Raw genomic sequence first — 21,813 nt, 5'->3', positions numbered from 1 at the left:
AAGTGAAAAGAAAGTAAATAGGGGTGTTCATGAAAATGAAAAAATGGACTGTTTTCATGCTGGTTTTCCTGTTACTACTTTCTGGATGTAGTAACAAGGAAAAGGAAAAGAAACCTGTTGAGAAGGAAAAAACAGTGACACAAACAGAAACAGAGAAAGAGCAGCCAGAAGAGAAAACAGTTGCCCCCTATTCCTATCCATTAACCGGGGTGGGATCTGAAACAAGTACAGATACAAGAGCTGTAGCAGTTATGATTAATAACCACCCAAAAGCTAGACCCCAATCAGGTCTAACTAAAGCGGATCTAGTTTATGAAATTCTTGCAGAAGGGGATATTACACGCTTCTTAGCCGTCTTTCAGAGTGAAAAACCTAAGAATATCGGTCCTGTTAGGAGTGCGAGGGACTATTATATTTTCTTGGCCAAGGGACTTAATGCTCTCTACATTGCTCATGGATATAGCCCGGAGGCAAAGAAACTCCTTAATAGGAACTATATTGATAACCTAAATGGAATGGTCTATGACGGTACGCTCTTTAAACGTTCGAAGACCCGTAAAGCACCTCATAATTCCTATATTACGTATGAAAATATTTTAAAAGGTGCAAAGCAGAAGAAATATTCGATGGAAAAAGGTCCAGCCCCATTTACATTTTTGACAGAGGATGAATTGAAGAATATCACAGGTGCCGATGCAAAATCTGTGAAAATTAAATATTCAAATGGCGGCATTTCTAACTCCAAGTTTGAATTTGATGCAGCCACTGGCAAATATAAGCGGTTTTCAGGAGATGAGCAAACGGTCGATTTAGAAACAAAAGATCCTGTGTTAGTGGATAATATCTTTATTGTTGAAGCTAAGCATCGACTTATCGATTCGTATGGGCGTAGGGAAATTGATCTTGAGTCCGGCGGCAAAGCCTATCTGCTGCAAAAGGGGAAGGTTAACCAAGTGGAATGGAAGAATAAGAACGGAGAAATTGTTCCCGTCAAAAATGGCGCAGATGTTCCACTGGTACAAGGAAAAACATGGATCAACGTAATTCCAACCAATCCAGGTCTCGAGAAAAGCATCTCGCTTGATTAGTAAAGAACATTGCTAATTTATAAACATGTTGATTTTTGCGGAAAGCGAAGCTCCTGGAGTGAAAATCAACAGACATTTAAAACACAGTCAACAACTAAAGGAGTAATAAAATGCAAATTAATAAATTACGTGGAAAAGAACTTGACCAGTTATTTCAGGCAGTTCTTTCATTAAAAAATCTAGAAGAATGCTATCGTTTTTTTGATGATTTGTGCACGATAAATGAAATACAATCATTAGCACAGCGTCTGGATGTAGCAAGAATGCTTCGCGAAGGGAATACCTATCATAAAATTGAAACAGAAACCGGAGCCAGCACAGCTACCATTTCTAGGGTAAAGCGGTGTTTAAACTATGGAAATGATACCTACGAAATGGTGCTAGAACGTGTGAAAAATGAAAAAGTACAAACTGAACAAGAATAAACAAGCCGGAGAGACTGCTCTTCGGTTTTTCTTTTTTGGAATCTAGCTACAGCGCCTAGGGGCTCGGGTCATAAGCCCCTGGTCAAGGCACTTCCGCATTTTTATTTGGTTAAATTTAGATTTAATGTATTGTTTTTTTATCGATTCGGCTAGTGCTATAATGGTGTAATGGAATTGATGAGTGTGGGAGGATTTTTTTGATGTATGATTTTCGCGAGTGGCGGCATGTGTTCAAACTCGACCCAAATAAAGAACTATCGGATGATCATCTAGAAATCATTTGTGAGTCTGGAACGGATGCAATAATTGTAGGTGGGACAGATGGGATTACACTAGAAAATGTCCTCGATTTAATGGCGAGAATTCGTAGATATTCAGTGCCGTGTGTCCTTGAGGTTTCAACAATTGAGACAGTTACACCAGGGTTCGACCTTTACTTTATTCCAACCATCTTAAATAGCAGTGATGTCAAATGGATTACTGGACTTCACCAACAAGCAGTTAGGGAATTTGGTGAAATCATGGATTGGGAGGAAATTGTCATGGAAGGCTATTGCATATTGAACGAAGAATGCAAAGCTGCAAAACTGACAAATGCAAATACCAAGTTAACAAATGAAGAAGTAACTGCCTACGCCATTATGGCAGAAAAAATGTTTCATCTGCCCATTTTTTATATCGAATATAGCGGCAAATATGGGGATGTTAACTTGATTGCTGACGTGAAAAAGTCGCTTGAAAAGACGGTTCTTTTTTATGGAGGAGGAATAACATCGATTGAACAGGCTGCAGAAATGGCCAAGCATGCAGACGTGATTGTCGTGGGTAATGCAATTTATGAAAATTTTGATCTAGCGCTAGAAACCGTAAAGGTCAATCGATAGATCATTGCTTATATAGCTGAAAAACGTTATGATAAAAATAAGAACAAATGTTTGTATTGGTGGTGGATAATATGCAATATTTAAGTGATAAACTATTAAACGGACTGAATCCAGAACAGCAAAGTGCTGTGAAAACAACAGATGGGCCGCTGTTACTAATGGCCGGAGCCGGAAGTGGCAAGACTAGGGTACTTACCCATCGAATTGGATATTTAATTGTAGAAAAACGGGTGAATCCTTATAATATTTTGGCAATTACATTTACAAATAAAGCCGCTCGAGAGATGAGAGAACGGATTGGAAAAATGATGGGCGGAGCTGCCGAAGAAATATGGATTTCCACCTTTCACTCGATGTGTGTAAGAATTTTACGCAGGGATATCGACCGAATTGGTTTCAACCGGAATTTTACGATTCTTGATTCTACCGATCAGCAATCCGTGGTGAAAACCATTTTAAAAGAAAAAAATATTGATCCGAAGAAATTTGATCCCCGTGCGATTCTAGGGTCAATCAGTTCAGCTAAAAATGAGTTGATTGACCCGGAAGAATATAAGAAAGCAGGCGGAGGCTATTTTGAGGATGTCGTCGCTAAGGTGTACGAAGAATACCAAAAGAGATTACGAAAAAATCAGGCACTAGACTTTGATGACCTCATAATGATGACGATTCAATTATTCAAACGCGTTCCGGATGTTCTGGAATATTACCAGCGTAAATTTCAATATATCCATGTTGATGAGTATCAGGATACGAACAAAGCCCAGTATCTGCTCGTAAAGCAGCTGGCGAGTCGTTTTAAAAATTTATGCGTGGTCGGGGATTCAGACCAATCCATTTATCGGTGGCGCGGAGCGGATATTGCCAATATCCTATCGTTTGAAAAAGACTATCCGAATGCAACAGTTATATTACTAGAGCAGAACTACCGCTCCACAAAAAGAATCCTTCTAGCAGCCAACAAAGTGATCGAAAACAACCTGAACCGGAAAGCGAAGAATCTTTGGACCGAAAACCCAGAAGGAAACAAACTGGTTTATTACCGAGCCGACAGCGAGCAGAGTGAAGCGCAATTCGTTGCTGGGAAAATTAAAGAATTAACTCGGAATAATGAGCACAAATTGACCGACATTGCCATTCTTTATCGTACGAATGCTCAATCCCGTGTGATGGAGGAAGTCCTTCTTAAATCGAATATCGAATACTCCATCGTCGGCGGGACAAAGTTCTATGACAGAAAAGAAATTAAGGACATGCTTGCTTATTTACGCTTAATTTCGAACCCTGATGATGATATCAGTTTACGCCGAATCATCAATGTGCCTAAACGCGGTATCGGATCAAGCTCTCTCGATAAAATCGCCAATTTTGCTGATATGCATGATATATCCATTTATCAAGCACTTGAATCTGTTGAATTATTAGGACTAAGCCCGAAAATCACAAAAGCAGCTAGGGAATTTCGCGATTTAATTGGTAATTATACCAATATGCAAGAGTATCTTTCTGTTACAGAACTCGTTGAAGAAGTTCTAGATAAAACAGGGTACCGTGAAATGCTGAAGGCGGAAAAATCGCTGGAAGCACAAAGCCGTCTTGAAAACCTTGAGGAATTATTGTCAGTAACAAAAAGCTTTGAAGATGCAAGTGAAGACAAGAGTCTAGTCGCCTTTTTAACTGATTTGGCCCTTGTTGCTGATATTGATGCCCTTGATGAAGATACCCAAGAAAAGGTTGATTCGATTACGCTGATGACCCTTCACTCGGCAAAAGGTCTTGAATTCCCAGTAGTCTTCTTAATCGGAATGGAAGAAGGAGTCTTCCCGCATAGCCGTTCGTTGATGGAAGAAGTAGAAATGGAAGAGGAGCGCCGTCTTGCCTATGTAGGGATCACTAGAGCGGAGCAAACACTGTTCCTGACCAATGCTCAAATGCGGACATTATTTGGACGGACCAACATGAACCCGCCTTCCCGCTTTATTAAGGAAATCCCTGCGGACCTGATCGAGGGAGTTGAACTGGCAGAGAAAAAGCTGAGTTCGCCATTTGGATCAACTGGTAAATCATTTGGTTCTGCGCGAAGCGCCTCATTCGGAATGCCGAAGACCTCATTTAGTACACCGGCTTCGGCAAGAAAACCAGTTATGCGGCCTGTTTCCGCTGCGTCTGCTGGAGGAGAGGAACTCGGCTGGAAGGTGGGCGATAAAGCCCAGCACGGAAAATGGGGCACAGGAACCGTTGTCAGTGTAAAAGGACAAGGGGAGGGAACGGAACTCGATATTGCTTTTCCGAGTCCGGTTGGAATCAAACGTCTGTTAGCTAAATTTGCTCCGATTACGAAAGCATAAATACCTAGAGAAAAATTCATGAGCCGCTCGGGATCGGCTCATGAAAATCCTTTTAGAAAGGACTGGATATATGGACCTTCAAACTGCAGAAAAGAGAATTGCAGAAATAAGCAGCCTGCTAAACCACTATGGCTATGAATATTATGTGTTAGACAAACCTTCCGTACCAGATGCTGAATATGACCAATTAATGCAAGAGTTATTGGAGCTTGAGGAAAAGTTCCCACAATTAAAAACAGCCGATTCCCCGTCAGTACGGGTTGGCGGGGCCGTACTCGATTTGTTTGAAAAAGTCGAGCACCGTACGCCAATGCTTAGTCTCGGCAATGCCTTTAATGAACAAGACTTAAAGGATTTTGACCGCCGTACACGTCAAGCGGTCGGTGAGGATTTTTCCTATGTATGTGAGTTGAAAATAGACGGTCTTGCTGTCTCTTTACGGTATGAGGATGGGGTCTTTATCCAAGGTGCAACCCGTGGAGATGGGACCATTGGTGAAGATATCACGGCTAATATAAAAACGATTAAGTCTGTCCCGCTGCGTTTGCGTGAAAATGTGTCCATGGAAGTACGCGGGGAAGCCTTTATGCCAAAACGTTCGTTTGAGGCCTTGAATCAGGCGCGAGCAGAACGCGGTGAGGAGTTGTTTGCGAATCCAAGGAACGCAGCGGCAGGGTCGCTGAGACAACTGGATCCTAAAATAGCAGCATCTAGAAGGCTGGATGTCTTTTTATATGGAATCGGTAATATAAGTGAAAGCAGTGGAATCGATTCACATAGCGAAGGTCTAGATTACCTAGATCGTCTCGGGTTTAAAACCAATCAAGAGCGAAAAAAATGTGCTTCCATTGATGAAGTCATTGAATATGTAAACAGCTGGGTGGAGAAGCGTCCGCATCTTGCTTATGAAATAGACGGGATTGTTATTAAAGTAGATTCCTATGCCCATCAAACAGCACTCGGAACGACTGCAAAAAGCCCGCGTTGGGCAATTGCATATAAATTCCCTGCAGAAGAAGTGGTCACTACCCTTTTAAATATCGAGTTAAGTGTAGGCAGAACAGGTGTGATTACTCCAACGGCGATTCTTGAGCCTGTTAAAGTGGCAGGAACAACCGTTCAACGTGCCTCTCTGCATAACGAAGATTTAATCCGTGAAAAAGATATTAAACTAGGTGACAAAGTCGTTGTTAAAAAAGCAGGCGATATTATACCAGAGGTGGTCAATGTCTTGGCAGATCAGCGTACGGGCGAAGAAGTGGAATTCCACATGCCAACGCATTGTCCGGAGTGTGAAAGTGAACTAGTCCGTTTGGAAGGCGAAGTAGCCTTGCGTTGTATCAATCCTAAGTGCCCGGCACAACTTCGGGAAGGCTTAATTCATTTTGTTTCAAGAGTCGCTATGAACATCGATGGCCTTGGTGAAAAAGTAATTAGCCAGCTTTTTGCTGAAAAATTGGTTGAAGATGTTGCTGACATTTATAAACTGACCCGTGAACAGCTGTTAGCCCTTGAAAGAATGGGGGAGAAATCTGCAACGAATCTAATCAAAGCGATCGAAATTTCAAAAGCAAATTCACTAGAAAAACTTTTATTTGGATTAGGGATTCGTCATGTAGGGGCCAAAGCTGCAAAGACGCTCGCGCAGCAATTTGGTACAATGGACAAACTTGCACAGGCATCTAAAGATGATTTACTAGCCATTAATGAAATCGGTGATAAAATGGCGGATTCGATTGTTGCCTATTTTGAAAAAGAAGAAGCAGTCGAGTTAATCAACGAATTAGCCGCAGCCGGTGTCAATATGGAATATAAGGGTGCAAGGCCCGTTGCTGCGGATGAGTCTGATTCCATTTTTGCAGGTAAGACAGTGGTTCTCACTGGAAAGCTCGAACAATTATCCAGAAATGAAGCGAAGGATAAAATCGAAGCGCTTGGTGGAAATGTGGCTGGCAGTGTCAGCAAAAAGACACATCTGGTTATTGCAGGTGAGGATGCAGGATCTAAATTAACCAAAGCACAAGAACTAGGAATTGAAGTGTGGGACGAGGAGAAACTCCTAGCTGAATTAAATAAATAAGAGGTGTATCAACGTGAGAAAATTCTCATTGCTCGCTCTCTCCCTTGTCTTTTTGCTGAGTGCCTGTGCACCAAATTTTGAGAAGCAAAATGAAACGGTGCAAACAAAGGAGAAAGTGAAAGGGAAGGCAATTATTCCAAAATATAATATTTCAGACAGCTATTATCGGACAATATTGCCGTTTGAACCAGGGGAAGCGCGCGGATTGGTCGTAAATAATATAAATACAAGATATGACTTAAACGAGTTTGAAATGGGCCTCATGCGAATTGCCCAAAATTCGTTTGATACGGAAAAATATTTATTTCGAGAAGGACAGGAAATTAAGGAAAAATACATCAGACTTTGGTTAAACCGTAAATTTACAAAAGCTCAATTAAAGGATGAAGGACTAAAAGAGGCTGAAAACATCGGGTTAAACCCGGTGAATACTGGTAAAAAGGGTGAACCGAGCTCGCCGATTTATTTAGCTCATATCTTAGAGCACGACTATTTAATAAAAAATGATAAAGGGAATGTAACGCTTGGTGGTGTTACGATTGGTCTTGCCTTAAATTCCGTTTATTACTATAAAAAAACAGCAGACGGGGATACCTTTGAGCAAAAAATTCCTCATTCAGAACTGGTCAGGGAAGGAAAGAAAATTGCCGCAGAAGTAGTGAAGCGCATGAGGAACATGAAAAACTTAAAGAATGTTCCGATTACGATTGCCCTGTTTGAGCAGGCAAGCAAATCATCTGTTGTTCCTGGTAACTTCATTACTTATGCCACTATCGACGAAGGCAGTGCCGCCTTAAACAGCTGGGAAAAGGTAAATGAAAAGTACTTTCTTTTTCCTTCCAACGAAGCAAAGAATGCACACCGTGATGACCTGACTGCATTTTTAAACTTTAAGCAGGATGTGGAAGAGTACTTTCCTAATTATAATGGAGTAATCGGCAGGGCCTTTTATATCGGAGATCAACTGCAGGATTTGAATATTAATATCCCGATTCAATTCTATGGAAAAACAGAAGGGATTGGCTTTGCTCAATATGTCACCGGACTTGTCATGGAACATTTTCCTAAGTATTTATCCGTTTCGGTAAGTGTTACATCAGTAGACGGACCAGAAGCCTTGATTGTACGCAAGGCGAATGAAACCGAACCATTTGTCCATATTTATCAATAAGATCCGGCATTATGCTGGTTCTTTTTTTATTTCCAAGCATGATAAAGAAACTAATCAAACGATTGATTAAATGTACATGGGGCCATAGTACAGCTGATTTTTTTTAGCGCCAACCCCATTAATTGAGGCCCCAATTTCGATTCGCTGATTAAACATGGAAATTCGCTGATTAAACCTAAGTATTCGCTGATTGACTACAGAATTCGCCGATAGGACCTAATAATTCGCCGATAGAACATATTTCTCTACGATTTCAGAGTAATTAGAAGGAGATGTACATGGAAAAACAACAAAATTTGAGGAAAATCACTGCCTTTTGTGCAAGGAAAGTCTTCTATTTTTTAGAATTGACTATCAATTGCTACAAAGAAAAGAAACATGTTAGAATGAAAAGTGGATTGTAAACGTTTTTAATACATAGGAGGTTTAAGAAATGGTCCAACCTTACAAACACGAACCCTTTACAGATTTTACAATTGAGGAAAACCGCCAGGCCTATCTAAAAGGATTAGAAACAGTTGAAAGTTATTTAGGTCAGGATTACGATCTAGTTATTGGCGGAGAAAGAATTAAAACTGAAGATAAAATCGTTTCCTATAACCCTTCCAATACGCAAGAAATCATTGGCAGCGTGTCAAAAGCCAGCCAAGATCTAGCTGAAAAAGCGATGCAAGCAGCCGTTGAAGCATTTAAAACTTGGAAAAAAACAAAGGCAGAAGTTCGTGCTGATGTACTTTTTAAAGCAGCAACGATCATTCGCCGCCGCAAGCATGAGTTTTCTGCTCTTTTAACAAAAGAAGCAGGTAAGCCATGGAGAGAAGCAGATGCAGATACAGCAGAAGCGATTGACTTCCTTGAATATTATGGACGCCAAATGCTGGCCATTAAAGATGGTGTGCCAGTAAATAGCCGTCCAAACGAATTTAACCGTTACAATTATATTCCACTAGGCGTGGGAATTATCATTTCACCTTGGAACTTCCCATTAGCGATTATGGCGGGTACGACGGTGGCAGCGATTGTAGCTGGGAACACGGTTCTATTAAAACCAGCTTCTACAACTCCAGTAGTTGCAGCGAAGTTTGTGGAAGTTATGGAAGAGGCAGGTCTTCCTAAGGGCGTCTTAAACTTTGTACCAGGCAGTGGTGCTGAAGTGGGCGATTATTTAGTTGACCACAAAGATACTCGCTTTATCAGCTTTACTGGTTCACGTGATGTTGGACTTCGCATTTTCGAACGTTCTTCAAAAGTGAACCCAGGTCAAGTATGGATGAAGCGTTTAATCGCTGAAATGGGCGGAAAAGATACGATTGTCGTTGACAGTGAGGCAGATCTTGAACTTGCAGCACAATCTATTGTTGCCGGTGCATTTGGCTTCTCAGGTCAAAAATGTTCAGCATGTTCACGGGCAGTCATCGTTGAGGATGTTTATGATACAGTCTTAAACCGCGTGGTTGAATTAACGAACCAATTAACGGTGGGTGACCCTGCAGAACAAGGAACATACATGGGTCCAGTAAACGACAATAATGCGTTCAAAAAAATCATGGAATACGTTGAAATCGGCAAGCAAGAAGGTAAGTTAATGGCTGGAGGCGAAGGAGATAATTCTAAGGGTTACTTCATCAAGCCAACTGTAATTGCTGACCTTGCTCCAGATGCGCGCATCATGCAGGAAGAAATCTTTGGTCCAGTTGTTGGATTTACAAAAGCGAAAGATTTCACTCATGCTATTGAAATTGCCAACAACACAGAGTATGGCTTAACTGGTGCGGTAATCACGACGAATCGTGAACACCTAGAACAAGCTCGTGAAGACTTCCATGTTGGTAATCTTTACTTCAACCGTTCTTGTACTGGAGCGATTGTTGGTTATCAGCCATTTGGCGGCTTTAATATGTCCGGAACTGACTCCAAAGCAGGCGGTCCTGACTACTTATTGCTTCATATGCAGGCAAAAACAACTTCTGAAATGTATTAATTTATAAAAGTGAAACCCCTTCTCGAGAACGAGAAGGGGTTTGTTTTTACTTTGCCACATCTATCACAAACGGAACGGTAAAAACTTTCCCATCCTGTTGAAACTGGCCCCACACCTTATAGATCCCCTTTTCAGGAAACACGGTCATAAAGGTGACCTTTGGACCGTTTCCTTCCGTTGTCATCGGATGGATGTGCAAATATTTTTCCACATCATCACTTATGGCAACGGCATGCCCCAAGGCGCCTAAATAAGGCTGTAAGTTTTTAATCGGTTGGCCGCTGGCAGCGTCACTTATTGTAAAATTCATGTGAACCGTCATTCCTGCCATCAAATGGTCAAAGGAAAGCGCCACTTTTTTTCCATCGACGACTTTGGTCAGCTTCTGATCAAGGACGAGGGGCTGCTCTTTTGTGGTCTTCCCCTCAATTTCGACCCAATGACTTTCTACGCTAGGGTCCCCTCCACCCTTAGGAGTAAATTCAGACAGAAGCATATAATCTCCGCCGGCAGGGAACTTTGTGGTAAAAGCAAATTCGCCTTTCCCCTTATAATTTGGATGGATGTGAGAAAAATAAGCTAAATCCTTACTAAAAATAAAGAGATGCATTTTTTTCTCATGAACCGTATCAAACGATTGAATTGGTTTATTTGATTCATCCTTAATGAACACTGAAATGGGTATTTCCTTGTTTGCGTTGGGATGATCCTCGATTTTCCATTCAGACTTTGTGGGAATGACATCAGTTGGAGTGGCACTCATTCCATGGTCCATCCCCGACGACTTCGGGACTCTAATCGGATTACAAGCAGATAAAAGTGCCATGTACAAAAGGGAAATAACGATTATGGACTTTTTCAGTTGGAATTCCTCCATTCATAAACAAACTTACTTTCTATAAAATACATTACCTAATTCAACCATTGCAAGAATTTTATGTAATTAGTAAGTTCCTTAGCATATAAATAATGATAAAATAGGAGTAGGCAAAAGGAAGTAAAGTATGGGGGATTATAGAATTGATTCCATTGTATCTATTTCACGTCACAACCGTCGAACACAGTGAAAGTTTACTGTGGACCTTTTTACTCTGTAATGTTTTTGTTGTTACAGCAGGGATTGTATTTATTTATAAATTATTTCGACAGAAGCCTGTTCGAGCCTCGGGAATAACGTTTGCAATTGCTTTAGCCATCAATTATATCCTAATTGCCATCTTTGGGGATATATTCGACCTGCTTGGATGAGGGAAAGAGGGGAGATGTTATCATTGAAATATTACCGTTTGTGGGTACTTGCCTTTCTATTGAAATTCATAGGATCTGCATGGGATGCTTCCTATCATTTTAGATATTTATTTGAGGAATACTCTATTCCCCATATTGTCAATACGATTGGATTTATCTTAGGGGCCTTTTTGTTATTACAAGAGTGGCGGAGTCCACACTTTATGGACCGATTTTCAAGGAATCTTATTACAATTGGATATGTTTTATTTCTAATTGGCATTCCCTTAGATTTTACGTACCATATTGCGTATGGAATTGATTTAACTACCTGGAGTCCGACTCATTTTATTTATTATATCGGAACGAGTATGATGATCATCGGCGTATGGCGCGGGTATTTTATCCATACGAGAGAAATTCAACCGTCATGGAAGTCCCTTCATACTTGGTTTGCGATGTATCTCCTTGAATGCTTAATGTTTCCGAATATGCAGCAGGAAAATGGTGCGATCTCCTATGATCAATACATTCATGGAAGGTCAATTGCTTCAAAAGAAATCCTTGAATTAATCTCAGACCCGGCCTCCCAGATTTTTGGCGGCATTCCAGAATGGGTATATCCGATCTATTCCATCCTAATGGTTGCTCTCCTACCGATTTTAATTATTCGCTTTTGCCGGGATTATACGATCCCAGTTATGGCGACAGCACTATATATCTTATTTCGATTTGTCGGAAAAGCCATTTTTTACTCCGTTGGTTACCCTACCTCCTATGTTCCAATCACGCTATTATTCATTCCATTAAGCTTCTTATTAATTAGAAAATACTCTCGATTAGCCGGGGTGGTGGGCAGCATCGCTTACTTTATCGCCCTGTATCTGATTCATATCTCAGGAATACTCATCACACCGCCGCTGGAATTATGGGAACTTGTTCCGGTCGCTGTCATTGGAGTACTGGTACCATCAATAAATTTATGGGTTAAACCATACCCTTTACAAAAAACAGAGAAAAAAGTTGTTTAACCAAAATAGCATACAATGTGTGCTATTTTTTTTTGTTTACAGCGAGATTTTGACAGTTATGTGAATTTATTCACAAGTTAAAGTTAGAATGTGACGTACTTCACAATTTTTATCAACACTAGCCTTTACAATGTAACTATAAAGAGTATCTTATAATATTTAAAAATATAGATTTAACATATAAGGAGCGATCCAAAAATGAAAAAACTAGTGATGATCGGGAACGGGATGGCAGGAGTTAGAACAATTGAGGAGATTCTAAAAGTATCTGCTGAACCCTTAGAGATCACAATTTTTGGCCAAGAGCCGTATCCAAACTATAATCGGATCAAACTATCAAATATCCTTCAAGGGGATATAAACTTTGAAGATATCATTATTAATCCAATAGATTGGTATAAAGAAAATAATATTCAATTATACACTGGCGAATCCATTGTTAGCATTGATGTGGACACAAAACGAGTAATTAGTCATCTTGGCCGGGTAGTCGAGTATGATGATTTGATCATTGCTACTGGCTCGAATTCTTTTATTCTGCCAATTGCAGGCGCAGACAAACAAGGTGTGACAGGGTTTCGTGATATCCATGATTGTGAAATGATGATCAAAGCAGCGCAGCAATATACAAAGGCTGTCGTCATCGGCGGAGGACTACTCGGACTAGAAGCTGCAAGAGGCTTGCTGAACTTAGGAATGACCGTTGATGTAGTTCATCTAATGCCGCATCTAATGGAGCGCCAGTTGGACCCAGTTGCATCCTCACTTCTTAAGGCGGAACTTGAAGGACAAGGCATGAATTTCTTAATGGAAAAAGAAACGGTAGAAATTCTTGGTGACGAACGTGTTACTGGCCTTCGCTTTAAAGATGGCTCACAAGTGGAAGCAGACTTGGTTGTCATGGCGATTGGAATTAAGTCGAATACGGAAGTGGCAAAAAACAGCGGCATCTATGTAAATCGCGGTATTGTCGTCAATGACTTTATGGAAACGAGTGTCCCACATGTGTATGCAGTCGGAGAATGTGCGGAGCATCGGGAAATTGTTTATGGTTTGGTTGCGCCTTTATATGAACAAGGAAAAATCCTTGCCAGCCGCATTTGTGGTGCCGAAATGAACCCATATGAAGGCTCTGTTACAGGTACTCAGTTAAAGGTAGCGGGCGTTGATCTTTTCTCTGCTGGAGAAATCTTTGAGGATGGTACAACCAAATCGATCATGATCTACAATGAGTACGAAGGTCTCTATAAACGAGTGCTTACTAGAAACAACTTGATTGTAGGGATCGTCCTATATGGTGACACAAAAGACAGTACTAGATTATATCGAATGCTGACTAAAAAAGAGGACATCAGCGGTGTATCAATATTCCATACCGAATGCACTGGTGAAGGCGGCACTGATGATGTGGCCTCTATGCCAAATGACGAATTGGTTTGTGGCTGTAACGGAGTCACAAAAGGTGCCATTGTTGAAGCGATTAAAACACAGGGATTAACTACTTTAGACCAAGTGAGCCATTGCACGAACGCCGGCCGTTCTTGCGGTCGCTGTAAGCCAATGGTTAGCAGTATTCTCGCATACACACTTGGAGATCAATTTGATGCAGCGGCAGCTCAAAAAACAAGTATCTGTGGCTGCACTACAATAAGCCGTGAAGAATTGGTGGCTGAAATCAAAGAAAAAGGCTTAACAAGTGTGAAAGAAGTCATGCACGTACTTGAGTGGAACAATGAGGAGGGCTGTACCAAATGCCGTCCTGCCATCAACTACTACTTAGGTATGATTCACATGGATGAATACAAAGATGATCGTGACTCTCGTCTCGTTAATGAAAAAATGCATGCTAATATCCAAAAAGATGGAACTTATTCTGTTGTCCCAAGGATGTATGGCGGGGTAACAACAGCAGCTGATTTGAAGAAAATCGCTGAGATTGCCGAAAAGTATGAGGTACCACTCGTGAAATTGACAGGCGGGCAGCGAATTGGCTTGTTCGGGGTGAAAAAAGAAGACCTGCCAGCCATGTGGGAAGAGTTGGACATGCCATCAGGTTATGCCTATGGTAAAACACTTCGTACGGTGAAAACGTGTGTTGGTGCACAATTCTGCCGCTATGGCACACAAGATTCGATGGACCTTGGAATTGAATTAGAAAAGAAATTTGAGCGCCTTGATACCCCGCATAAAGTTAAAATGGGCGTATCTGCCTGTCCGCGAAACTGCTCCGAAGCAGGCATTAAAGACATTGGTTTTGTCGGTATTGACGGCGGCTGGGAGATTTATGTGGCAGGTAACGGCGGCGTCGACCTCCGTGCAGGTGACCTGTTATGTACGGTGAAAACACAGGACGAAGTGATGGAAATGACAGGTGCTTATATTCAATACTACCGAGAAACGGCCAATTACTTGGAGCGTACGTCAAAATGGATAGAACGTGTTGGTTTAGAACATGTCAGAGAAGTGCTTACTAACGAAGAAACGCGAAGAGCTTTAAACGAGCGCATGGATAAAACATTGAAAAAATATATTGAGCCTTGGAATGAAGCGATTCAAAGTGTGGAAATCCAAGATAAATATTATGCACAACATACAATCAAGGTGGGGGAGTGATTCACTATGCTTCAAACAATTACTCGGATTCCAGTAGCAAACTATTCAAATATAAAAGTTCGGTCAGGCTATACACTTAAAATCGATGAAACCAATATTGCGCTTTTTAAAGTAACGAGCGGAGAAGTATATGCGATTGAAAATCGCAGTCCACATCCGAAAGGCGGCGTTCTTTCAGAAGGGCTTATTAGCGGCGAATATGTATATTGCCCCGTGTATGATTGGAAAATTTCTTTAAAAGATGGTAAAGTACAGGCACCGGATGAAGGTCAAGTGCGGACATTTAAGGTAGAATTAGAGGACGATATCGTGTTTATTGTCAGATAAGAAGGAAATGGGAAGGATTGCTGCAGGATGAAGACAGGAAAAGTATTTTTAGTAGGAGCAGGGCCAGGGGACGTACGTTTAATCACTTTAAAAGGCATGGAAGCCATTAAACAAGCAGAGGTCATATTATATGATCGGCTTGCCAATCCAAAATTGTTGGAATATGCTCCAGCCGATTGCGAACTGATTTACTGCGGAAAATTACCGAATCGCCATATTATTCGCCAAGGAAATATCAATGAACTATTGGTGGAGAAGGCGCTGGAAGGTCATCGGGTGGTCCGCTTAAAAGGCGGAGACCCTGGTGTGTTTGGCAGAGTGGGCGAAGAAGCAGAAGCCCTGGCCCAACATGAGATTCCTTTTGAAATCATTCCTGGTATTACATCGGGGATTGCTGCCCCTCTTTATGCAGGCATTCCTGTTACCCACCGTGAATATGCGGAATCATTTGCAGTCGTCACTGCCCATGATAAATCGAAAGAGGGAAAACCAGTGCTCGACTGGGAAGGACTGGCCCGCGGTGTCGATACGATCGCATTTTATATGGGCGTCGGCAACTTACCATTTATTTGCGAAAATCTCATCACGTACGGGAAGCCATCGTCGACCCCTGTTATTTTGATTCAATGGGGTACATTCGGCCGCCAAAAAACATTGCAAGGGACGCTGGCTGATATTTCTGAAAAGGTCGTAGAGGCTAAGTTTAGTAATCCGTCGATTATTCTGGTAGGTAAAGTCATATCCCTCCGTGAAAAAATCAGTTGGTTTGAAAAATTGCCCCTCTATGGCAGGCAAATTCTGCTGGCCCGTACAAGTGAGGGCTCTAGTGAATTAGCAAAAGCATTAATGGATGGCGGAGCTGATGTAATAGAGTTTCCAAAATGGAAAAAAACCGTGCTGCCGGTTGATTTAACCAAGGTGGCTTCTTACGAAAAAATTCTCTTCACTTCTCCAGAAAGTGTCGATGAATTTTTTACAGCGGTAGTCAATCATGGAGTTGATATCCGAACCATTCGTGCGGACTTCTATGGAGCTTCTCTTAAATCGAAAAATGCACTTAAGAAGCATGGCTTTATAGCCGCCCATGCAGAGGAGATGCAAGAATCCAGCTCATTGCTTATTGTCGGAGATGATAGCATTTTGAAAAAAAAGACGGATGCGAGAGACGTCATGGTGACTAGCAAAAAAGAGCTAGATGAGCAGTTTTTGCCTCTTTTTAAAAGAATGTTAGATGAAGCAGAGTTGAATACGATGATATTCCCGAGCAGTGCCTCGGTTGAATTGTTTATAAACGCGTTACGAGAGTGTGATTTGAACGCCTTTGAACTATTGAAAGGGCTGCAGGTGGTCAGTATGGGAAGACAAACGGAAAAGGCCGTTGTCAGTTCAGGCCTTCCTTCACACGGCATGCCGGCATTCGCAACGAAGGAAGCTTTGGTTGAATATTTAGCCGAACGACCTGTTGGGGAAGTGTAAATGGTGAAAACAGGCTATCCAGTGATCTTAAGATTAGAAGGGAAAAGCGTAGTGGTGGCAGGAGGCGGGAAAGTAGCTGAACGGAAAGTGGTTGGCCTGCTAGGAACAGGTGCTGAAGTGGTTGTTATCAGCCCGGATGCAACAGATGAAATCCAAAGGCTTAGTCATGAGGGAAGAATCATATGGAAACAAAAGACCTTCTCGGCCAGTGACATTGCCAATGCCTTCCTAATTTTTGCGGCAACAAATAGTCGGGAGATCAATCAGTCGATTCAGGAGTCAGCAGGTACCCATCAATTGGTAACTATTGCTGATGATCCAGATGGCTCCAATTTTCATGTCCCCGCACACGTTCAACGAGGGTCTTTGAGCATTGCTATCTCAACAGGCGGGGCGAGTCCAACCCTGGCGAGCCAAATTCGAGACCAGCTTGAGCAGCAGTTTGATGTTTCCTATGAGGGCTATCTTGACTTTCTCGCCTCGAAACGAAAATGGATTTTGAAGGAAGTAGCTAATCCAACTTTGAAGAGAGAACTTTTAAAATCTATTGTGAGTCCGGAGTTCTTAACTAGTGATCATCGGGAAGAGGATTTTATCCGATTATATGAAGCGTGTTGTAAAGAAACGCATAATAGCAATTAAAAGGATGTCTGCGGACGTTCTTTTTTTTATGGGGATTTTATCCTTTTGGTACAAGCCTTAGGTAGTTTTTACCTATTTTTATAAAAATTTTCAGAAAAGTAGTTCCATTTTTAAAAAGTGTGTTATATAATACAAAACGTAGATTGTTTCTGTATTATAACAAAGAGGTGATGTAGTTCATGTCGACGCAAACAACAGGTATTGAAGTGGTAGGGGCAATGAAAGCCCAGTACGAAGAGATTTTAACAGCTGAGGCATTAAATTTTATTGAAGAGTTGGAGCGAAAGTTTGGCGGACGAAGAGTTGAACTGTTACAGTACAGGCAAAAACGCCAAGCGGAAATAAATAATGGAACATTGCCCGATTTTCTCCCGGAGACAAAGCATATACGAAACGGGGACTGGACGATTGCTCCTTTGCCTGATGATCTCCAAGATCGCCGGGTAGAAATTACCGGACCGACTGAACGGAAAATGGTAATCAACGCTTTGAACTCGGGCGCAAAAGTATTTATGGCCGATTGCGAGGACGCCACTTCACCAACCTGGGAAAACATCGTCGAAGGACAAATCAACTTAAGAGATGCAGTTAATCGGACGATATCTTTTGAAAATGCCAATGGCAAGAAGTATGAACTAAAGGGCGAGACAGCCGTGCTGTTTGTGAGACCACGCGGCCTTCATTTAGAAGAAAAGCATATTTTGCTAGATAGCAAGCCTATTTCAGGAAGTTTCTTTGATTTTGGCATGTACTTTTTCCATAATGTGAACCAACTGCTTGCGAGGGGAACAGGTCCGTATTTTTACCTGCCAAAGCTGGAAAGTCACTTGGAAGCAAAGCTTTGGAATGATGTATTTGTTTTTGCACAAGAGAAACTGGGGATTCCGAATGGAACCATTAAAGCGACAGTATTACTAGAAACCATCATGGGTGCCTTTGAGATGAATGAGATTTTATTTGAGCTAAAAGACCACTCCGCAGGCTTGAATTGCGGAAGATGGGATTATATTTTCAGTTACCTGAAAAAACTGCGTCAACACAAGGATATTATTTTACCCGATCGCTCACAGGTAACGATGACCGTCCCGTTTATGCGTTCGTATTCGTTACTAACGATTCAAACCTGTCACCGCCGCAATGCACCAGCAATTGGCGGGATGGCTGCCCAAATTCCAATTCGCAATAACCCGGCTGCTAATGAAGAAGCCTTTGCTAAGGTTCGTGCTGATAAAGAGCGCGAAGCCCGTGACGGTCATGATGGTACATGGGTTGCGCATCCAGGCCTGGTCCCAGTTGCTCTGGAGGTATTTAACCGCGAAATGCCGATGGCCAACCAAATCCATACGAGTAAACAACAGAAGATTACCGTGACCGCTCAAGATTTGCTTGAGTCACCAGGAGGGACGATTACAGAAGAGGGAGTTCGTTTGAACATCAATGTCGGGATTCAATATGTAGCTTCGTGGCTTAGAGGCAATGGTGCAGCCCCGATTCACAACTTGATGGAGGATGCCGCAACCGCTGAGATTTCAAGGGCCCAGCTGTGGCAGTGGATTCGCCACCCCAAAGGGATTCTGAACGACGGACGGAAAGTCACAGTGGAAATGTATGAGAAATATAAACTGGAGGAATTAGAAAAAATTAAACAGGAAATGGGTGAACCGGCATTTGAGGGCGGCCGATTCGACGAAGCTGTTGAATTGTTTGATCGGTTGATTCTGAATGAGGAGTTTGCTGAATTTTTAACTTTGTCTGGGTATAAGCTTATCTAGTTTTAAAAATATACTTAATAGATTAATAGGGGGAATATGAAAATGACAAATTCAAGAGCTGCGCAATTACAAGAAAGCTGGGAAATGGATAGCCGGTGGAAAGGGATTACGAGGCCTTACACTGCTGAGGATGTTATCAAACTCAGAGGGTCGATTGATATTGAGCACACATTGGCTCGAAAAGGGTCCGAAAAGCTTTGGAAGCTATTAAATGAGGAAGACTATGTAAATGCGCTAGGTGCGTTAACCGGTAATCAAGCGGTTCAGCAAGTAAAAGCTGGGCTAAAAGCCATCTACTTAAGCGGCTGGCAGGTAGCAGCTGATGCCAATCTGTCTGGACACATGTACCCTGACCAAAGCTTATACCCAGCCAACAGTGTACCAAATGTGGTCAAAAAGATTAACCAGGCCTTGCAGCGTGCAGATCAAATCCACCATGCAGAAGGCGATCACTCAGTCGATTGGTTCGCCCCGATTGTCGCTGATGCAGAAGCAGGTTTTGGCGGCCAATTAAACTGTTTCGAGTTAATGAAAGGCATGATTGAAGCAGGTGCATCAGGCGTCCATTTTGAAGACCAGCTTTCTTCTGAGAAAAAATGTGGTCACTTAGGCGGGAAGGTATTGCTGCCAACACAAACAGCGGTTCGCAACCTGATTGCTGCTCGTCTCGCTGCTGATGTTATGGGGGTTCCAACCGTACTCGTTGCCCGGACTGACGCTAACGCAGCCGACTTAATCACCAGTGATATTGATATGAATGATGCCCCGTTTATTACGGGTGAACGTACAGGCGAAGGTTTCTTCCGCGTGAAAGCGGGGATTGACCAAGCGATCTCCCGTGGGCTGGCTTATGCGCCATATGCAGATCTTGTTTGGTGCGAAACGTCAGAGCCGAATCTTGAGGAAGCAAGACAATTTGCAGAAGCCATTCATGAACAGTTCCCAGGTAAGCTGCTGGCATATAACTGTTCACCATCCTTCAACTGGAAAAAGAAACTCGATCAAGAAACAATTGCAAAATTCCAAGTCGAGCTTGGTAAAATGGGCTACAAGTTCCAGTTCGTTACTCTTGCCGGCTTCCATGCTCTAAACCACGGCATGTTTGAGTTGGCCCGCGGTTATAAAGAGCGCGGCATGGCAGCATACTCCGAATTGCAGCAAGCTGAATTTGACAGCGAAAAATACGGCTACACGGCCACACGTCACCAACGTGAGGTAGGTACAGGATACTTTGACCAAGTTTCCATGGTTATTACAGGCGGGACTTCATCAACAACCGCATTAAAAGGCTCAACGGAAGCCGAACAGTTTACGGGCAAAAACTAAGAGTCGATCCTTCTCTCCTTTTTGGGGGGGAAGGATTTTTTGCTGGGTTCACTTTAGCGGTGATGGATGAGCTTACTGTCGGATAAGGAGTGGTTACTAGCGGATGGGGTGGGTTTACTGTGGATAAGCCAAGTTTACTAGCGGATGGGGTGGGTTTACTGTTGGATAAGCCAAGTTTACTGGCGGATGGGATCGGTTTACTGTCGGATAAGCCAAGTTTACTAGCGGATGGGCTGAATTTACTGGCGGATAGGCCAAATTTACTCTCGAATAAACTAATTCGCCCGCCATGGAACCCCCCTTTTTGGTATGGAACTTTTTTTAGGGTATCATCATAGTTAATAATAGTATTTATATGGAGTTGATTTATTTGAAAAAGCCAACCGTTGACGAGGTTTTACAGCAGGGAATCTATGGACCGCTACAAACAAAACCAGATGAGCGGCGGAAATTCTTAGGTACGCTCCGAGAGCGGATTGTCTTAGCTCTGACAAAAAGCCAAGTAGGAGAAGCAAACATATATCCCCAAGTTGAGAAGCAGATGAAGGAAAAACCGCAGTCCCACCTTTTCTTAAATGGAAATATGAGCTATGAAACCCTTTCGAAATATGTAAAGCTAGCCACAAAATATAAAGTTGAACATACTCTGGTGACCAATAAAGACCACGACTCGGAAATCGGCTTAGTATTAGCCATGGACCACGCAATTGATAAGGAAGATATATATATTACTAACAAGGAACCAAATATAATCAAGGATGAAGGTAAAAAGAGCAAGGGATTCTTTTCAAAATTATTTAACCGCTGAAACGATGGTCCTCATGTAGTAGTCATGAGGACCAAAAGCAACGTCCCAGAGAACAAACTATTTTTATCACTTCACTTTTTTCACTCAACTGCCACATCCACCGCAGCCTGCAGCTCAATCTCCACATTCCCCTGAATCGCCCGGCTGATCATGCAGGATGTCTCCGCCTTTTTGGCAAGCCTCACAGCCATCTCGACATCTTTCTTCGTTGCACCTGATTTCAGGACAAGATACGGTCGATGAATAATCTTTTTGTAGGTAAAAACCCCCTTGGTAACATCGACAATGCCCTCCGACTCCATTGTTAGGCTTTCCTTCATTAAACTGCTCCGTTCCAGCATCGCAGCAAGAGTGATAATATAGCAGGTCGCGGCAGCCCCCAGCAGCATCTCATCTGGATTTGTGCCAATACCAGGTCCATCCATTTCTGGCGGTATGGAAATCTTTGTGACCAAATTCCCTGCCTCAATCTCTCCAACATCGTTCCGTAAACCTGGCCAGTTCGCCTTTAAGTGAAATATATGCTCTGCCATTCTAAATTCCTCCAATTCCAGTTTTGACCCCACGACGCATAAAAAATATGGTAAGGTTAGTTTTGATATGTAATAAATGGA

General features: G+C 42.2%; 19 protein-coding genes. 17 read left to right on the top strand and 2 right to left on the bottom strand.

The annotated features are described in order from the left end of the window. Positions 1-35: 35 nt before the first annotated feature. The 7 genes from ACE198_RS23970 to pruA all read left to right on the top strand — a co-directional run bounded on the left by ACE198_RS23970 (position 36) and on the right by pruA (position 9,977). Positions 36-1,088, top strand: a complete 1,053-nt coding sequence (locus tag ACE198_RS23970; protein WP_375377309.1) for a DUF3048 domain-containing protein — start codon at positions 36-38, stop codon at positions 1,086-1,088. Positions 1,089-1,198: 110 nt separating this feature from the next. Next, entirely contained in the window at positions 1,199-1,513 is a 315-nt protein-coding gene (locus ACE198_RS23965) for a YerC/YecD family TrpR-related protein (protein ID WP_375377308.1), read from the top strand. A gap of 200 nt (positions 1,514-1,713) precedes the next feature. Beyond that, positions 1,714-2,397, top strand: coding sequence for a heptaprenylglyceryl phosphate synthase (pcrB, locus tag ACE198_RS23960; protein WP_375377307.1), 684 nt, complete (start codon positions 1,714-1,716; stop codon positions 2,395-2,397). A gap of 71 nt (positions 2,398-2,468) precedes the next feature. After that, positions 2,469-4,745: a DNA helicase PcrA gene (pcrA, locus tag ACE198_RS23955; protein ID WP_375377306.1), complete on the top strand. Its 2,277-nt coding sequence runs from the start codon at positions 2,469-2,471 to the stop codon at positions 4,743-4,745. Positions 4,746-4,815: 70 nt separating this feature from the next. Further along, a complete protein-coding gene (ligA, locus tag ACE198_RS23950) occupies positions 4,816-6,825 on the top strand; it encodes an NAD-dependent DNA ligase LigA (RefSeq protein WP_251463359.1) in 2,010 nt (669 codons plus the stop codon). 13 nt (positions 6,826-6,838) lie between these two features. Beyond that, complete coding sequence (locus ACE198_RS23945) at positions 6,839-7,996, top strand: CamS family sex pheromone protein (RefSeq protein WP_375377305.1); 1,158 nt, start codon at positions 6,839-6,841, stop codon at positions 7,994-7,996. Between the two features lie 433 nt (positions 7,997-8,429). Next, entirely contained in the window at positions 8,430-9,977 is a 1,548-nt protein-coding gene (gene pruA / locus ACE198_RS23940; protein ID WP_375377304.1) for an L-glutamate gamma-semialdehyde dehydrogenase, read from the top strand. Between the two features lie 46 nt (positions 9,978-10,023). Here the strand turns inward: pruA and ACE198_RS23935 are convergent, their stop codons facing one another. Beyond that, positions 10,024-10,740, bottom strand: a complete 717-nt coding sequence (locus ACE198_RS23935) for a hypothetical protein (protein WP_375377303.1) — start codon at positions 10,738-10,740, stop codon at positions 10,024-10,026. Positions 10,741-10,997: 257 nt separating this feature from the next. Between ACE198_RS23935 and ACE198_RS23930 the strand changes: the two genes are divergently transcribed. From ACE198_RS23930 to ACE198_RS23885, 10 genes are all read left to right on the top strand, one after another. Continuing rightward, positions 10,998-11,225, top strand: coding sequence for a hypothetical protein (locus ACE198_RS23930; RefSeq protein ID WP_098571072.1), 228 nt, complete (start codon positions 10,998-11,000; stop codon positions 11,223-11,225). A gap of 23 nt (positions 11,226-11,248) precedes the next feature. Then, positions 11,249-12,235, top strand: a complete 987-nt coding sequence (locus ACE198_RS23925) for a hypothetical protein (protein ID WP_375377302.1) — start codon at positions 11,249-11,251, stop codon at positions 12,233-12,235. Positions 12,236-12,433: 198 nt separating this feature from the next. After that, positions 12,434-14,848, top strand: a complete 2,415-nt coding sequence (gene nirB / locus ACE198_RS23920) for a nitrite reductase large subunit NirB (RefSeq protein ID WP_375377301.1) — start codon at positions 12,434-12,436, stop codon at positions 14,846-14,848. Positions 14,849-14,854: 6 nt separating this feature from the next. Further along, a complete protein-coding gene (gene nirD, locus ACE198_RS23915; RefSeq protein WP_375377300.1) occupies positions 14,855-15,175 on the top strand; it encodes a nitrite reductase small subunit NirD in 321 nt (106 codons plus the stop codon). Positions 15,176-15,202: 27 nt separating this feature from the next. Continuing rightward, on the top strand, positions 15,203-16,651 hold the full coding sequence (cobA, locus tag ACE198_RS23910; RefSeq protein WP_375377299.1) for a uroporphyrinogen-III C-methyltransferase: 1,449 nt from the start codon (positions 15,203-15,205) through the stop codon (positions 16,649-16,651). After that, positions 16,652-17,293 (top strand): NAD(P)-binding protein, encoded by a 642-nt coding sequence (locus ACE198_RS23905; protein ID WP_375377298.1) that lies wholly within the window; start codon positions 16,652-16,654, stop codon positions 17,291-17,293. 179 nt (positions 17,294-17,472) lie between these two features. After that, the gene (gene aceB / locus ACE198_RS23900) at positions 17,473-19,065 is read left to right on the top strand and encodes a malate synthase A (protein WP_098571067.1); all 1,593 of its coding nucleotides are present in this window, start codon (positions 17,473-17,475) and stop codon (positions 19,063-19,065) included. 42 nt (positions 19,066-19,107) lie between these two features. Next, entirely contained in the window at positions 19,108-20,391 is a 1,284-nt protein-coding gene (gene aceA / locus ACE198_RS23895; RefSeq protein ID WP_098571066.1) for an isocitrate lyase, read from the top strand. Positions 20,392-20,510: 119 nt separating this feature from the next. Next, positions 20,511-20,729: a hypothetical protein gene (locus tag ACE198_RS23890; protein ID WP_251463343.1), complete on the top strand. Its 219-nt coding sequence runs from the start codon at positions 20,511-20,513 to the stop codon at positions 20,727-20,729. Positions 20,730-20,761: 32 nt separating this feature from the next. Beyond that, entirely contained in the window at positions 20,762-21,199 is a 438-nt protein-coding gene (locus ACE198_RS23885) for a YueI family protein (RefSeq protein ID WP_375377297.1), read from the top strand. Positions 21,200-21,279: 80 nt separating this feature from the next. Here the strand turns inward: ACE198_RS23885 and ACE198_RS23880 are convergent, their stop codons facing one another. Continuing rightward, entirely contained in the window at positions 21,280-21,732 is a 453-nt protein-coding gene (locus ACE198_RS23880) for an OsmC family protein (protein ID WP_375377296.1), read from the bottom strand. Between the last annotated feature and the right edge of the window lie 81 nt (positions 21,733-21,813).

This window comes from Neobacillus sp. KR4-4, from assembly GCF_042136325.1.
GTDB lineage: Bacteria > Bacillota > Bacilli > Bacillales > Cytobacillaceae > Neobacillus.
This window is presented reverse-complemented; position numbering and strand designations above follow the sequence as displayed.